This window comes from Amycolatopsis sp. Poz14 (assembly GCF_006704225.1).
GTDB classification, from domain to species: Bacteria; Actinomycetota; Actinomycetes; order Mycobacteriales; family Pseudonocardiaceae; genus Amycolatopsis; species Amycolatopsis nivea.
Genome location: NZ_JACLHD010000001.1, coordinates 6,415,794 through 6,429,741, shown reverse-complemented (window position 1 = coordinate 6,429,741; position 13,948 = coordinate 6,415,794). Strand labels below are relative to the sequence as shown.

Sequence of the window (13,948 nt, the reverse complement as noted above, 5' to 3'; positions counted from 1 at the left end):
GACAGTGCCGGGGGAGCTGGCCCGCGAACAGGTCCAGAAGGCGACGCGCGCGTGGGTCCAGTCAGCTGTCCAGCAGCTCCCGGCACAGGTCGCCGAGCAGCCGGATGCCCGGGTCGATCGCGGACGGCGGGGTGGCGGAGAAGCCGATGCGGAAGTGGTTGCGCGGCGGGTCGTCGCCGAGGAAGAAGATGTCGCCCGGTTCGATGAGGATGCCCAGCTCCTCCGCGCGCTCCACCAGTACCCGGCAGTCCAGTTCGGACGGGCCGGTCATCCACAGGCTGACGCCGCCGGGCGGGTACGGGCCCTGCGCCCACGGCAGGTATTCGGCGACCGCGGCGGTGGTGGCGGTCCATTTGCGCATCAACTTCGTGCGGTAGCGGCGCAGGGAGCGGTGGTACTCGCCGCTTTCGATGAGCAGCGCCAGCGCCCGTTGCAGCTGGCCCGGCGGGTGGCGCAGGACGTACCGGCGGGCCTCGCGCAGCGCGCGCACCAGTTCGCGCGGCCCGACCAGGTAGCCGAGGCGCAGGCCGGGGGAGAGGAACTTGGAGAAGGTGCCGAGGTAGACGGCGTCGCCGGTGTTGTCGAGCGCCTTCAACGCCGGGGTCGGGCTGCCCTGGTAGCGGAATTCGCTGTCGTAGTCGTCTTCGACCACCACGGTGCCGGACGCGGCGGCCTGGGTGAGCAGCTGGCGGCGGCGGCCGATGCTGAGGGTCGCGTTGGTCGGGTGCTGGTGGCTCGGGGTGAGGTAGAGGAGGTCGACCCCGTCGAGCGATTCGGGCGGTTGCAGGCCGCGCGAGTCGACGTCGATCCCGGTCACGCGGGCGCCGGTGCGGAGGAAGATGTGCCGGGCGTCGAGGTAGCCGGGGTTTTCGATGGCGACGACCTGGTCCGGGCCGAGCAGCACGCGGCCGAGCAGGTCGAGGCCCTGCTGCGAGCCGACGGTGATCAGCACCTCGTCCGGGTCCGCCTCGATGCCGCGGGTGGTGAGCAGCTGGCGGCAGACCATCTCGACCAGCATCGGGTCATCGGAGCCGACGCTGTCCTGCAGGCTGTGGAAGACGTGCGGGCGGTAGAGGGCGTCGCGGAGGCAGCGCGTCCACGACCGGGCCGGGAACGCGGTGATGTCGACCTGCCCGGCGAGGAACGGGTACGGATAGCTCGCCCAGTCGGTGCGTTTCTCGATGTGCGCGACGCCGGCGTCCGGGAACCGGCGCACCCGGGCCGCCCAGTCGATCCGCGATTCGGTGTCCCGTTCCTCCACCGCGCAGTGCGGGCGCATCTCGGTGTTGACGAACAGCCCGCTGCGCTCGCGGCTTTCCACGTAGCCCTCGGCGACCAGCTCCTGGTAGGCGAGGTTGATCGTGTTGCGGGAGACGCCCAGTTCGACGGCCAGTTCCCGCGAGCTGGGCAGCCGGCGGGCCGGGTCGAACGTGCCGATGGCGATGCCGTGCTCGATCGCCCGCCGGACCTGGCGGTACAGCGGTTCGTCCGACGAGCGGTCGATCTCGATCAGCGTGCGTGGCACGTGCGTTCTCCCAAGTGGCCGGCGTGCAGCGGGGTGGGCTGAAACGTAACTCGCAGTGGCCGGTTTTCCCACCCCGCCGCGCTGCGCCGGGCAGGCTCAGGCCAGCGCGTCGGCGACGTCGGTGAACGGCAGGCCGTGCGCGACGGCGACCGGCTCGTAGGTCAGCGCCCCGGCCACGGTGTTCACGCCGCCGCGGAGTTCGGGCGTGTCCTGGACCGCGGTGCGGAGGCCCTTGTTCGCGATTTCCAGCGCGTAGGGGAGCGTGACGTTGGTGAGCGCGTGCGTGGAGGTGTGCGGGACTGCGCCCGGCATGTTGGCCACGCAGTAGAACACCGATTCGTGCACCCGGAAGGTCGGGTCGGCGTGCGTCGTCGGACGCGAGTCCTCGAAGCAGCCGCCCTGGTCGATCGAGATGTCCACGAGCACGCTGCCCGGCTTCATCCGCGAGACCGTCTCGTTGGACACCAGGCTCGGCGCCTTCGCGCCGGGGACGAGGACCGCGCCGATCACCAGGTCGGCCTCGAGTACCGCCTGCTCGATCGCGTACGAGTTCGCCGCGGCGGTGCGGATGCGGCCCTGGTACATCCGGTCGGCGGCGCGCAGCTTGTCGACGTTCTTGTCGAACAGCACGACGTCGCCCCAGGTTCCGGCCGCGACGGCGACCGCGTTCATCCCGGCGACGCCCGCGCCCAGCACGACCACGCGGGCCGGCGGCACCCCCGAGACGCCGCCGATCAGCACGCCGCGCCCGCCGTTGACGCGCATCAGCGTCTGCGCGCCGACCTGCGGGGCCAGCCGTCCGGCCACCTCGCTCATCGGGAACAGCAGCGGAAGGGAGCCGTTGGGCAGCTGGACCGTTTCGTAGGCCACCGAGGTGGTGCCCGCGTCGAGCAGGGCCTTGGTGCAGGGCTCGCTCGCGGCGAGGTGCAGGTAGGTGAACAGCAGCTGGTCCGAACGCAGCCGGTGGTACTCCTCGGCGACCGGCTCCTTGACCTTCAGCACCAGGTCCGCGGTGCCCCACACGTCGTCCGCCTGGTCGAGCAGCTTCGCGCCGGCGGCCGTGTAGTCCTCGTCGCGGATCGACGAGCCTTCGCCCGCGCCGCGTTCCACGAAGACCTCGTGGCCGGCCGAGGTGAACTCGTGTACTCCGGCCGGCGTCGCCGCCACCCGGTATTCGTGGTTCTTGACCTCGCGAGGCACACCGATCTTCATCGCCTGCTCCCATCTGCCGTGTCTGGTGCGGTCGAGAGTGCGGGACGACTGGCCACGGCGAAAGTGCCAGAAACCGCTCGGTCGACAGGTCCAGACACTCGGCCTTCTGGACCTGTCAACGGGCACTGTTCTGGCTCTGTCCCTTGGGGCCAGGGGTCGGGATCCTGCTCGGGGAGCACTGCCGTCCGCGAGGGAGTTTGCGAGATGACCACGGCCCCTCTGGCCGAGACCTGGCGGGACCGCGTCGGCGGCGCCCGCCCGCGGATCGCGCTCGCCGACGGCGCCGACCCGCGCGCCGTCACCGCGGCCGCGCACCTGGCCGAGCGCGGCGAGATCGAACCGGTGCTGGTCGGCCCCGCGGACGAGATCGCTGCAGCCGCGGCAGAGCTTGGCGTTTCGGTGCCTCCTTTCCTGGACACCGCGGAACTGGCTGCCGACGACGCCGTCCTCGCGCGGCTGGCTACCGCGTTCCCCGACCGGGTGGAGACGGTCCGCACCGATCCGGTCGCCCTCTCCGCCGCGCTGCTCGCACTCGGCCGGGTAGACGCGTGCCTGGCAGGCGCGACGCGGCCCACTTCCGATGTCCTCCGGGCCGGCCTGCGAATCGTCGGCCTCGCTCCCGGCGTCCGAACTCTCAGCAGCTGCTTCCTGATGCTGTTGCAGGACGGCCGATCGCTCACTTTCGCCGACTGTGCCGTGGTTCCCGAGCCGGATGCGGAGGCGCTGGCGGACATCGCCGTCGGTGCGGCTTCCACGCACCGGGCGCTGACCGGAACCGAGCCCGTCGTGGCGATGCTTTCCTTCAGCACCCAAGGCAGTGCCAAGCATTCCGCGGTGGACAAGGTCCGGCAGGCGACTTCACTGGTGCGGGAACGACTGCCCGGCGTGGCGGTGGACGGCGAACTGCAATTCGACGCCGCTGTCGTGGACGCGGTCGGGGTGGCGAAAGCGCCGCGGTCGACCGTCGCCGGGCGGGCGAATGTGCTGGTGTTCCCCAACCTTGACGCGGGGAACATCGCTTACAAAATCGCCGAACGGCTGGGCGGAGCGACCGCGCTGGGACCGATCCTGCAAGGCGTCGCGGCCCCGCTGCACGACCTGTCGCGCGGCTGCAGCGCGGCCGACATCGAGACGATGGCCCTGATCAGCGCAGTGCACGCGGTGACCGGCCGGGAAGTGGAGGGGGTCCGATGACGCGAGTGGTGGAACTGGTCGTGCTGGACATGGCAGGCACGACAGTCCGCGACGACGGCGCGGTCGAGGCAGCGTTCTCGGCGGCCCTGGAAGCAGTCGGGGTGCCCGCGGACTCGCCGGAGCGCGAGGACGTGGACGCCTACGTCCGCGACACCATGGGACAGTCGAAGATCGAGGTCTTCCGGGCGCTGTTCCCCGCGGACGGGGTGGCGGAGAAGGCGAATCAGGTTTTCGAGACTGCTTTTGCTTCGCAGGCTATCGAGGTTGCCGCGCCGCTTCCGGGTGCGGAGGAAGCGATCGACAAGCTGCGCGCGCAGGGCCGCCGGGTGTGCCTGAGCACGGGCTTCTCGGCAGCGACCCGCGATGCATTGCTGGAGCGGCTCGGGTGGACGGACTTGGCGGACCTGGTGGTGTGCCCAGCAGATGCGGGCGGGCGAGGCAGGCCGTTCCCGGACATGGTGCTGACTGCGGTGCTGCGCTTGGGAATCACCGACGTACGCGCGGTCGCGGTCGCGGGGGACACCGGGTTCGACATGCTGACCGGCCGACGAGCGGGTGCATCGGTGGCGGCTGGGGTGTTGACGGGGGCGCATGACGAGGCGACGTTGCGGGCGCATGGGGCGACACATGTGCTGGGGTCGGTGGCTGAGTTGCCTGCGGTACTTGAACTCTAGGAGCTACTCTTCCTTCCACTTCGCGGTGACCGTGAGATACAGGTCTCGGACTACCGCGCGATCCAGACCTTCGGGGACTGACACGCCTTCGAACTCGGAGTAGTAGGCGTACCCAGCCAGTGCGGGGGCGATCTCTACGCGCAAGGTGTCGGGATGGACCGCCAGCAGTCCTCGGTCGAAGAGTTTGTGCACGTCGGCGCGCAGCAGCAGGCCGTCCTCGTGCGATTCGTGCTCGGCGAACGAAATCAGGTGGGCGGCTTCGAGCGCCGCCTCGGGGCACGGTCCGGTGACCGCGCACTGCGCGCCGTGTTGTGCGATCAGATTCTTCCGGAACGCACCCTGGCCGACGCGGACCTTGGCCCGTGCTTCGCGATGCCCGCCCACTGGGGTTTTCCGTTTGACGGGCGCGCGCTTCGGCACGGATACGGCCGACTCTTCGAGCAGCGTCAGCATCGCGGCATGGTCGAGGCGGCGGATCGCGTTCTGCTTGGCTCCGTCCCGCAGCCGCTCCTGCACCTGCTCGCGGGAAATCGTTCCGTTGACCGGGCGGTAGCCGGAGCCGTAACCGGCGACGAACTGGGTGACCGACCTCGTCTCCCCGCGCGGTTCATCGAACTCGTGCCGGCAGTTTTCGTGCCGGCAGCGGTATTTGGGGCGCTGGACTTTGCGCGGTTCGAAGTAGCTCCGGCCGCAGTTCGGGCAGACCTGTTTCGGCTTGAGGATGTCGGGCTGGGGGTCGATCCGCTCGATGCGGCTGACGCCGTGCACCCGTTCGGCGTCCCAGAGCACGACGAGGTCTCCGACGCGGAGCTGGAGCGAGTTGGAGACCAGGTTGTCGTAGACGTACTGCTCGCCGAGCACATCGGGGTAGCCGTCGTTCCCGTCGTACTTCCGCTTGCCTTCAGCGGAGAACAGGGCCCATGCCCCGCGGTCCATCCGGGAGCGGACCTCATCGGCTTCGGCGAGCATCGCGGCGGGCGCGTCTTCGAACTCTCGCAGCACCTTGTCGTCCAGCTTGCTGCCCCGGGTCCGCACCTTGGTGTACTCCCGCAGCCGGGTTTGCAGGTCGTACAGCTTGTGCTGGACGCTGCTGACCGAGCGGAACTTGTCGCCGTACTGACCCGGAACGACAGCGGACCGCAGCAATTCGGACAGTTCGCGAACTCGCGGGTCGGTAGCCCTCGCTGCCTTCCTGCCGTTCTTGAACAGCAGGGCGCACGCCAGTATCAGCTCGTCGCGGGACCAGTCCGGCAGCCGCTGCGTTCGCACGGTGAAGTCGAGGCCCGTCATCCGATCCTTCACCGCGCCGAGATCGGCGACTTCGGCCGGCGTGAGCGGGATGTGTCCGGGCAGGAAGGCGTGCGCGGCCGCGGCCAAGGCTTGGATTCCGTACTGGCGCTCGCGGTCGACCACGACGTACTCGCACCACATCTCGAAGCCGTATTCCGCGCAGAAGGCCTCTGCTCCGTACTCGTCGTGCTCCACCATCGCGGCACGGACCACTGCACGGGTCAAGTCCGAAATGCTCACCGGGCAAGGTTATCCGATGCAGACAAAGTCTTTCACGTTTATGGCGCGGGCGGCGCGACCGCAGTAGCGATCAACGCCCGTGCCGCGATCTCGATCCGTTCTTCGTCCCCGGTCACGATGCGGTCCAGGCACAGCCCTCGCAAGCCCGAGATCAGCAGGCTCGCCCGGGCCGCCGCGTCGGGTTCGGCGTAGCCCAGTTTTCGATACACCGGCACCAGCGGGTCCACCATCGCGGTGATCGCTTCTCTCGCGACGGTCAGGTAGCGCTCCGGCTGGGTCGGGGCCAGTGCGAGGACCTGGAAGAGGATGTGGATCGGCCGTTGCTGGCGGCCCCGGGTGATCGCGTGCCACAAAGCGTGCGCCGCGGCGGCGAGGGATTCCTCATCGTGCACGGAGCGGAAGAGTTCGGTGACGTCCGGGCGGCTCGCGGCGATCGCTTCGGTGATCAGGTTTTCCCTGCTGCCGAAGTAGTACAGCAGCATCCGCTTGCTCGTCCCCAGCGCTTCGCCCATCGGCGCGAGCGACAGGTCCGCCAGGCCGTGCGTCGCCAGGTAACCCACGGCCTGCTCGAGCAGTTCGGCGCGACGGCCGGTTCCGGAATCCACCCCTTGACTGTACCGATCGGTACGCCGTACCGTCCATTCGTGTACCGATCGGTACATGGGCGAGGAGGGCTGATGGCGGGCAAAGCACTCTCGGTGGCGATCGTCGGCGGCGGGATCGGCGGGCTGACGCTCGCACTCGCGTTGCGGCAGCGCGGGATCGGGGCGGAGGTCTACGAACGGTCGGCCGAACTGCGCGAGGTCGGGGCGGCGGTGGCGCTGGCCGCCAACGGGTCCCGGATCCTCGGGCGGCTGGGGTTGCGGGACGAGCTGGCCGCGTGTTCCGCGGTGCCGACGGAGCTGGTCTACCGGCATTGGCGGAGCGGGCAGCGGGTGATGGCGTATCCGGTCGGGGACAGCTACGAGGAGCGATTCGCCGGACCCTATTTCGGGGTGCACCGGGCGGACTTGCAGCGGATCCTGGCGGACGCGTGCGGGAAGGTCCATCTTGGACGGCAGGTGACCGGCGTCGGTGCGGACGGATCGCGGTATCGGCTCGAATTCGCCGACGGGACAAGCGAAACCGCCGATGTCGTGGTGGGCGCGGACGGGGTGCACTCGACGGTGCGCGAGTGGGTGGACGACGCGCCGTTCGCCCGGTACTCGGGTTCGAGCGGTTTTCGCGGGCTGGTGCCGGTGGAGCGGCTGCCGTCGTTGCCGGACGCGGGGGCGATCCAGTTCTGGATGGGGCCGGGCGGGCATCTGCTGCACTACGCGATCGGCGACGGGTCGGTGGTGAATTTCCTTGCGGTGCTGGACGAACCGGACGTGTGGCCGGGGGAGTCGTGGACCGAGGACATTCCCCGGGAGCGCATCGAGGCGGCGTTCGAGGGCTGGCATCCGGCGGTGCGCGAGATGGTCGGCGCGACGACGCTGTATCAGCGGTGGGGGTTGTTCGGCCAGCATCCGCTCAACCGCTGGCACCGCGGCGGCGTGGTCCTCCTCGGCGACGCGGCGCACGCGATGCTGCCGCACCACGGGCAGGGCGCGAACCAGACGATCGAGGACGCGGTGACGCTCGCCGAATGCCTGGCACGGGACTCACGCGACGCGGCACTCGCCCGGTACGAGAAGCTGCGGCGGCCGCGGACCCGGGCGGTGCAGCGGAGCTCGTGGGTGGCGAATGCCTTGCTGCACCTGCCGGACGGTCCGGCGGCGGAGGCTCGGGACGCCGCATTGGGGCGGATCGGGGAGACGGTGGAGTGGATCCACGCGCACGACGCGCTGGCTGCGGCGGGGCGCGGCTAAGCGGCTCCTCGGATTCCGGGTTGGGCCGGCCGCTGCTCCGGCGGGCGGGCGCATTCGTGCGGTCCGTTCGCAAGGGGCTAGGCGACTGCCCGGATTCCGGACCGGGCGGGGACGGTCAGCGCTCCCGGCGGCGAGCCCGCTCGCAGGGCGCGGCTAAGCGGCTCCCTTTTCCGCCAGCGCCTTGAACTCCGCGCTCGTCAGCACGTCCGCAGTGGACTGGGCGAGAACAACCAGCGTCGCCGCGTGCACTTCCGCGGCGGACATCGGGCCGTGGCCCAGGTCGGGGTGGTCGTAGGTGGCGCACGCGTCGGACAGCACTCCGGTGCGGAAGTCGCGGAACATCGCGTCGCGGATGGTGGCGTGGACGCAGTCCTCGGTGGTCACTCCGGTGGCGATCAGGGTGTCCACGCCGCGTCCGCGCAGCTGCATTTCGAAATCCGTGCCGTAGAAGGCGCTGTAACGGTGCTTGGGGATCAGCGGTTCGTCCGGGCGGCGGTCAACTTCGGAGTACAGCGCGGCGCCAGGCGTGCCCTCGATGAGCGCGGTGCCGGCGGCGATCGGCGGGTACAGGTCGGCGAACCGGCCCATGTCGGTGCCGTCGGGGCGGTGGACGTGCGCGGTGAAGAACACTGGGATGCCCGCGTCGCGGCAGAACCGGATTGTGTCGTTGAGGGCCGGGATCATCGCGCGGCCTGCCGGGGATTCCAGCGGGGCGCCGGGTGCCAGGAAGTCGTGCTGCATGTCGATGACGACCAGCGCGGTGCGGGCCGGATCGACGGTGGACAAGCGGTAACCCATGGAACGCTCCTTCCGCGGAGGTCCATGAAGTATCACGGGTTGTCGTCGGTCGTCAAGAAAGCGACAGAGCGCGTCAGGCGTCTTCGATCTGCGCGGCGACGGTGTGCAGGGACTCGATCAGCGCCTGGGTGGCCGGGTTCAGCCGCCGGCCGGCGGCGAGGGTCAGGCCGACGCTGTGGCCGATGTTCTCCAGCGGCGTCGGCAGCGTGACCAGCCGCGGGTCGTCCATGCCGAGCAGGCCGGGGAGCGCGGCGACCATGGCGGTTTCGGTGAGCAGCTGCCGCACAGTCAGGAACGACGTCGCTTCGACGCGGTTGGCGGGCAGGTCCAGGCCGTGCTGGGCGAAGAGGCTTTCCAGCTCCTGGCGCAGCATCGTCTCGGTGCCGGGCACGATCCACGGGAACTCCGCCAGATCCTCCAGCGAGACGCTCCCGCGCGCGGCGAGCGGGTGGTGCGCCCCGGCGACGACGCGGATCGACTCCTGGTACAGCGCCCGCCGCCGGGTGTCTTCGGTGCCGGGGCCGCTCAGCCTGCCGACGATGACGTCCACCCGGCCCGCGGTCAGCTCCACCAGCAGCGACTCCGGCGTTCCCTCCCGGACGACGACCGTGACCAGCGGATGGTCTTCCTTCAGATGCGCGATGGCCCGCGGCAGCAACAGGTTCGAACCCGCGAGATGGATGCCCGCGACGACCCGGCCGCGGGTCGCGTCGGCGATCTCCACGACGTGCCGCGCCGCGTGGGTGAGCTGGGCGAGCACGGCGCGCGCGTGTTCGGTGAACGCGGTCCCGAACTCGGTCGGCGTGATCCCGCGCGGCCCGCGTTCGTAGAGCGGCACGCCGAGGATCGCTTCGAGATCGTGCAGGCCGCGCGTGACGACCGGCTGCGTGACGTGCAGCGCGGCCGCCGCGCCGACGACGCTGCCCTGCTCGGTCAGGGTGTCCACCAGCACGAGGTGCCTGAGCTTGAGGCGGCCGTCGAGCAGGCGGGGCATCTCCATTCCGGCGACATTACTGTCCGGCTCGGCTTCCGGCGTCACGAGAGGGCGAGCCGGATCAGGGCCTGGCCGAGCGCCGAGGCGGGGTCGGCCAGGTCGAGGAAGACGTCGAAGTGGTTCCGGCCGGGCACGACGGTCAACGAACCGGCGGCAGGCCAGTGTGCGTGGAAAGCCTTGCTCTGCCGATGGAATCCCGCGGCTTCGTGTTCCGCGACCGCCACGTGCAACGGCACGGGGCCTGGCGGCGCGAGGATCGGGCTGAGCGCCTCTGCACGGGTCGGGTCGAGGGACAGCCACGCGTTGGCGAACGAATCGACCAACGGGCGGAGGTCGAAGAGCCCGCTGATCGCCATCGCGCCTTTGACGACGTCCTCCGGCAGCCCGGCGGCGCGCTGCCATCCGGCGACGGCGGTCATCGCCGCCAGATGCCCGCCGGCTGAGCTGCCCACGACGTGGATGCGGTCCGGGTCGAGGCCGTGCGCGGCGCCGTGGTGGTGCACCCACGCGACCGCGGCGCGGACCTGACGCACGATCTCCTCCAGCGGCGCCGCGGGAGCGAGCGTGTAGTCGGGCACGACGGTGGCGATTCCGGCGTCAGCCAGCATCCTCGCTGGGAACGCGGTGTCGTGGCGCGAGAGCATCCGCCAGTAGCCGCCGTGGATGGCGAGGACGACGGGGCGCAGCTGTCCGGGGGAGATGCCCCAGACGTCGAGCCGTTCGTCGCTGAGCGGGTCGAAAGCCAGGTCGCGAACGCCTGCCAGCCCGGCGGTGGCGGATTCGGAGGCGGAGCGGTAGCGGGCCATCACGGCGTCGAACTCGGCCTCGGTCACCGTGCCCTGCGCGCTGTAGTCCCGATCGACGTTCGGATGGTTCACGGGACCCATCCTTCGCCGCCGCTGTCATGCCTGACCAATGCCCATTCCGACGAAAGCCATGCCGCTACAGGCATGGGCGAGACATGTCCGGACAGCTATGGCAGCGGCGGCAAAGAGCATTGGCGAGGCATTCCGGACGTCCCTACGGTCAGCTTCATGGCTGCGGAACTCCACAACGTCGTCGGCGGGACCCGGGTCGCCGGGCGGCGCACCTTCGAGAAGATCGACCCGGTCGACGGGTCGCTGGTCGCGCACGTCCACGAGGCCGGTCCGGACGTGGTCGACGCGGCGGTCGCGGCTGCGCGCGCCGCGGTGGACGTGCCGTGGGGACGTGCCTCGGTCGCCGAGCGCACCGCTCTGCTGCGGCGGATCGCCGACCGGATCGAGGAGCGGTTCGAGGATTTCGTCGCCGCCGAGGTCCGCGACACCGGAAAACCGGAGCACTTGGCGCGCGACCTGGACGTGGCGCGGGCGGCGATGAACTTCCGTTCGTTCGCCGACACGATCGCGGCGGCCGGTCTCGATTCCTTCCTGACGGATCTGCCGAACGGCCGGAAGGCGCTGAACTACGCGGTGCCCAAGCCGCTGGGCGTGGTCGCGGTGATCGTGCCGTGGAACCTGCCGCTGCTGCTGCTGACCTGGAAGGTCGCGCCCGCGCTCGCGTGCGGCAACGCGGTGGTGGTCAAGCCGTCCGAAGAGACGCCGTCGACCGCGACCTTGCTCGCCGAGGTGATCGCGGAGGCCGGTGCGCCGACCGGGGTGTATAACGTCGTGCACGGCTTCGGGCCGGACTCCGCCGGGGAGTACCTCACCGCTCACCGCGGCATCGACGGCGTCACGTTCACCGGCGAATCCCGGACCGGCTCGGCGATCATGCGCGCGGTCGCTCCGTCGGTACGGCCGGTTTCCTTTGAACTGGGCGGAAAGAACGCCGCGGTGGTGTTCGCGGACTGCGATCTCGAGAAGACCCTCGACGGACTCGCCCGGTCGGTTTTCCTGAACACCGGGCAGGTGTGCCTGTGCACGGAGCGGGTCTACGTCGAGCGGTCCGTCTTCGACGCGGTCGCGAACGGGCTCGCCGAGCGGGCGAAGGCGTTGCGCCTGGGCCGGCCGGGTGATCCGGACACCACGACCGGGCCGTTGATATCCCAGCAGCACCGGAAGAAAGTCCAGTCCTATTTGGACCTCGCGGTCGCCGAAGGCGCGACGGTGCTCGCCGGCGGCGCGGTTCCGGAACTGGGGCCGGACCTGGCGGGCGGGTCGTGGATCGAACCGACGCTGTGGACCGGGCTGGACAACTCGGCGCGGGTCGTGCGCGAGGAGGTCTTCGGCCCGGTCGCGGCGCTGATCCCGTTCGACACCGAGGACGAAGCCGTCCGGCTGGCGAACGACACCGACTACGGGCTCGCCGCCGCCGTGTGGACGACGAACCTGGAGCGCGGCCACCGGGTCGCGCAGCAGATGCGGGTCGGGATGGCCTGGGTCAACACCTGGTACCTGCGCGATCTCCGGTCGCCGTTCGGCGGCGTCGGGCTTTCCGGCATCGGCCGCGAGGGCGGCCTGCACTCGATGCACTTCTACACCCAGCCGACGAATGTGTGCGTGCAGCTATGACGATCGAGGACCACGCCGCGCGGCTGGACCGGGCGACCGCTACCGGGCAGGCGATCCCGCAGCTCACCAGCGCTGGGCCGATGAGCCTGGAAACCGCGTACGCCGTGCAGCACGCGGGAATCGCGCTGCGCGAGGGGCGCGGGGAGCGGCTGGCCGGGGTCAAACTGGGCTTCACGAGCAAGGCTAAGGCCGAGCAGATGGGCGTCTCGGACGTGATCATCGGCTCGCTGACCGACCGCATGCGGATCGAGGACGGCGGGACGTTCGACGTCGGCCGCGGGGTGCATCCGCGCGTCGAGCCCGAGGTCGCGTTCCGGCTCGGCCCGGATGCCGAGATCGTCGCTGTGGCGCCCGCGCTGGAGATCATCGACAGCCGGTACCGCGACTTCAAGTTCAGCCTGGCCGACGTCGTTGCTGACAACACCTCGGCGTCCGCGTTCGTGCTCGGCCCGTGGACCCAGCTCGACCAGGTGGACGCACTGGCCGTGGATCTGCTGTTCGACGGCGAGGTCGTTGCCACCGGCTCGACCGCCGACATTCTCGGCGACCCGCTGCGGGCGCTCCCCGCCGCACAACGGATGGCCGCCGCGTACGGGCACCGCCTGCTCGACGGTTCGGTGCTGCTGGCCGGTGCAGCGACCGCGGCGGTCGCGCTGCAGCCGGGGACGCACGTCGAGGCGCGGGTCGCCGGGCTGGGTTCGGTTTCCGTTCACACGATGGAGGGATGAGCGTGGCACAAGCCCATGTCGTCGCCGGGAAGGCGACGCCGCGCGGGCGGTTCCCGCACGTGAAAGTGGTCGGGGACCTGGTGTTCGTCTCCGGCACCAGCAGCAGGCGGCCGGACAACACGTTCGCCGGCGCGGAGGCCGACGAGTTCGGCGTGACCACTTTGGACATCCGGGCGCAGACGCGCGCGGTGATCGAGAACATCCGCGACATCCTGGCCGCGGCCGGCGCGGGGCTCGAAGACCTCGCGCAGCTGACCGTGTTCCTGGTCACCATGAACGATTTCGGCGGCTACAACGAGGTCTACGGCGAGTTCTTCGACGAGAACGGCCCGGCCCGCACCACCGTCGCGGTGCACCAGCTGCCGCATCCGCATCTGCTCATCGAGATCCAGGCGATCGCCCGGATCCCCGGCAAGGAGGAACGATGACCGCCATCCCGCCCGTGTTCGACTTCGCGAAGTGGATCAAAGAGCACGAGGACGAGCTGAAGCCGCCGGTCAACAACAAGCAGATGTGGGCCCCGATGGGCGATTTCATCGTGCAGGTCGTCGGCGGGCCGAACCAGCGCACCGACTTCCACCTCGACCCGTACGAGGAATGGTTCTACCAGTACAAGGGCGACATGCACGTCAACCTGATGACCGACGACGGCCCGCAGCGCGTCGACATCCGCGAGGGCGAGATGTGGATGCTGCCGCGGAACGTGCACCACTCGCCGCAGCGTCCGCAGGAGGGCTCGATCGGGATCGTGATCGAGCGCATCCGCGAGGAGGGGACGCTCGAGAAGTTCGTGTGGTTCTGCCTGGAGTGCGACGCGAAGGTGCACGAGGTCGAACTGCAGGTGCGCGACATCGTCGACGACCTGCCGCCGGTGTTCGAGCAGTTCTACGAGTCCGAGGAAGCCCGGACCTGCGGGGCGTGCGGCACGCTGCACCCGGGGAAGGGCTGAGC

General features: G+C 70.1%; 14 protein-coding genes. 7 read left to right on the top strand and 7 right to left on the bottom strand.

All coding sequences use genetic code 11. From position 1 onward, the window contains the following. Positions 1 to 61: 61 nt before the first annotated feature. Positions 62 to 1,525: a PLP-dependent aminotransferase family protein gene (locus FKO37_RS30105; RefSeq protein ID WP_037814380.1), complete on the bottom strand. Its 1,464-nt coding sequence runs from the start codon at positions 1,523 to 1,525 to the stop codon at positions 62 to 64. Between the two features lie 96 nt (positions 1,526 to 1,621). Continuing rightward, entirely contained in the window at positions 1,622 to 2,737 is a 1,116-nt protein-coding gene (gene ald, locus FKO37_RS30100; protein WP_037814379.1) for an alanine dehydrogenase, read from the bottom strand. A 204-nt stretch (positions 2,738 to 2,941) separates the two neighbouring features. Between ald and FKO37_RS30095 the strand changes: the two genes are divergently transcribed. After that, positions 2,942 to 3,931 carry a phosphotransacetylase gene (locus FKO37_RS30095; protein ID WP_238606659.1) on the top strand — a complete coding sequence of 330 codons (990 nt, stop codon included), beginning with the start codon at positions 2,942 to 2,944 and terminating at the stop codon, positions 3,929 to 3,931. Beyond that, positions 3,928 to 4,605 (top strand): phosphonatase-like hydrolase, encoded by a 678-nt coding sequence (locus FKO37_RS30090; RefSeq protein ID WP_238606658.1) that lies wholly within the window; start codon positions 3,928 to 3,930, stop codon positions 4,603 to 4,605. Before FKO37_RS30095 ends, FKO37_RS30090 begins: the two co-directional genes overlap by 4 nt. Positions 4,606 to 4,608: 3 nt before the next feature. On the opposite strand, the gene FKO37_RS30085 is transcribed toward FKO37_RS30090, so the two are convergent. Continuing rightward, on the bottom strand, positions 4,609 to 6,135 hold the full coding sequence (locus tag FKO37_RS30085) for an HNH endonuclease (RefSeq protein WP_238606657.1): 1,527 nt from the start codon (positions 6,133 to 6,135) through the stop codon (positions 4,609 to 4,611). 38 nt (positions 6,136 to 6,173) lie between these two features. Next, positions 6,174 to 6,740 (bottom strand): TetR family transcriptional regulator, encoded by a 567-nt coding sequence (locus tag FKO37_RS30080; protein WP_238606656.1) that lies wholly within the window; start codon positions 6,738 to 6,740, stop codon positions 6,174 to 6,176. Between the two features lie 72 nt (positions 6,741 to 6,812). On the opposite strand from FKO37_RS30080, the gene FKO37_RS30075 reads away from it, so the two are divergent. After that, positions 6,813 to 7,985: an FAD-dependent monooxygenase gene (locus FKO37_RS30075; protein ID WP_037814374.1), complete on the top strand. Its 1,173-nt coding sequence runs from the start codon at positions 6,813 to 6,815 to the stop codon at positions 7,983 to 7,985. A 153-nt stretch (positions 7,986 to 8,138) separates the two neighbouring features. On the opposite strand, the gene FKO37_RS30070 is transcribed toward FKO37_RS30075, so the two are convergent. The 3 genes from FKO37_RS30070 to FKO37_RS30060 form a co-directional block, all read right to left on the bottom strand. Beyond that, the gene (locus FKO37_RS30070; protein ID WP_037814372.1) at positions 8,139 to 8,783 is read right to left on the bottom strand and encodes a cysteine hydrolase family protein; all 645 of its coding nucleotides are present in this window, start codon (positions 8,781 to 8,783) and stop codon (positions 8,139 to 8,141) included. Between the two features lie 73 nt (positions 8,784 to 8,856). Next, positions 8,857 to 9,783 carry a LysR substrate-binding domain-containing protein gene (locus FKO37_RS30065; protein WP_043838096.1) on the bottom strand — a complete coding sequence of 309 codons (927 nt, stop codon included), beginning with the start codon at positions 9,781 to 9,783 and terminating at the stop codon, positions 8,857 to 8,859. Between the two features lie 35 nt (positions 9,784 to 9,818). Next, complete coding sequence (locus FKO37_RS30060; protein ID WP_238606655.1) at positions 9,819 to 10,655, bottom strand: alpha/beta hydrolase; 837 nt, start codon at positions 10,653 to 10,655, stop codon at positions 9,819 to 9,821. 156 nt (positions 10,656 to 10,811) lie between these two features. On the opposite strand from FKO37_RS30060, the gene FKO37_RS30055 reads away from it, so the two are divergent. From FKO37_RS30055 to FKO37_RS30040, 4 genes are read left to right on the top strand one after another with little or no spacing between them, the layout of a single operon-like run. Further along, positions 10,812 to 12,269: a 2-hydroxymuconic semialdehyde dehydrogenase gene (locus FKO37_RS30055; RefSeq protein WP_238606654.1), complete on the top strand. Its 1,458-nt coding sequence runs from the start codon at positions 10,812 to 10,814 to the stop codon at positions 12,267 to 12,269. Beyond that, positions 12,266 to 12,997 (top strand): 2-keto-4-pentenoate hydratase, encoded by a 732-nt coding sequence (locus FKO37_RS30050; protein WP_134733942.1) that lies wholly within the window; start codon positions 12,266 to 12,268, stop codon positions 12,995 to 12,997. Before FKO37_RS30055 ends, FKO37_RS30050 begins: the two co-directional genes overlap by 4 nt. Beyond that, entirely contained in the window at positions 12,994 to 13,425 is a 432-nt protein-coding gene (locus FKO37_RS30045) for a RidA family protein (protein WP_134733941.1), read from the top strand. The genes FKO37_RS30050 and FKO37_RS30045 overlap by 4 nt, the downstream gene beginning before the upstream one ends. Continuing rightward, a complete protein-coding gene (locus FKO37_RS30040) occupies positions 13,422 to 13,946 on the top strand; it encodes a 3-hydroxyanthranilate 3,4-dioxygenase (RefSeq protein ID WP_134733940.1) in 525 nt (174 codons plus the stop codon). The genes FKO37_RS30045 and FKO37_RS30040 overlap by 4 nt, the downstream gene beginning before the upstream one ends. Positions 13,947 to 13,948 lie beyond the last annotated feature (2 nt).

Excerpts from the sequence above, each read along its gene's own strand:
- ald (WP_037814379.1), bottom strand. The coding sequence starts at position 2,737 with ATGAAGATCGGTGTGCCTCGCGAGGTCAAGAACCACGAATACCGGGTG.
- FKO37_RS30095 (WP_238606659.1), top strand. The coding sequence starts at position 2,942 with ATGACCACGGCCCCTCTGGCCGAGACCTGGCGGGACCGCGTCGGCGGC.
- FKO37_RS30090 (WP_238606658.1), top strand. The coding sequence starts at position 3,928 with ATGACGCGAGTGGTGGAACTGGTCGTGCTGGACATGGCAGGCACGACA.
- FKO37_RS30075 (WP_037814374.1), top strand. The coding sequence starts at position 6,813 with ATGGCGGGCAAAGCACTCTCGGTGGCGATCGTCGGCGGCGGGATCGGC.
- FKO37_RS30070 (WP_037814372.1), bottom strand. The coding sequence starts at position 8,783 with ATGGGTTACCGCTTGTCCACCGTCGATCCGGCCCGCACCGCGCTGGTC.
- FKO37_RS30065 (WP_043838096.1), bottom strand. The coding sequence starts at position 9,783 with ATGGAGATGCCCCGCCTGCTCGACGGCCGCCTCAAGCTCAGGCACCTC.
- FKO37_RS30055 (WP_238606654.1), top strand. The coding sequence starts at position 10,812 with ATGGCTGCGGAACTCCACAACGTCGTCGGCGGGACCCGGGTCGCCGGG.
- FKO37_RS30050 (WP_134733942.1), top strand. The coding sequence starts at position 12,266 with ATGACGATCGAGGACCACGCCGCGCGGCTGGACCGGGCGACCGCTACC.
- FKO37_RS30045 (WP_134733941.1), top strand. The coding sequence starts at position 12,994 with ATGAGCGTGGCACAAGCCCATGTCGTCGCCGGGAAGGCGACGCCGCGC.
- FKO37_RS30040 (WP_134733940.1), top strand. The coding sequence starts at position 13,422 with ATGACCGCCATCCCGCCCGTGTTCGACTTCGCGAAGTGGATCAAAGAG.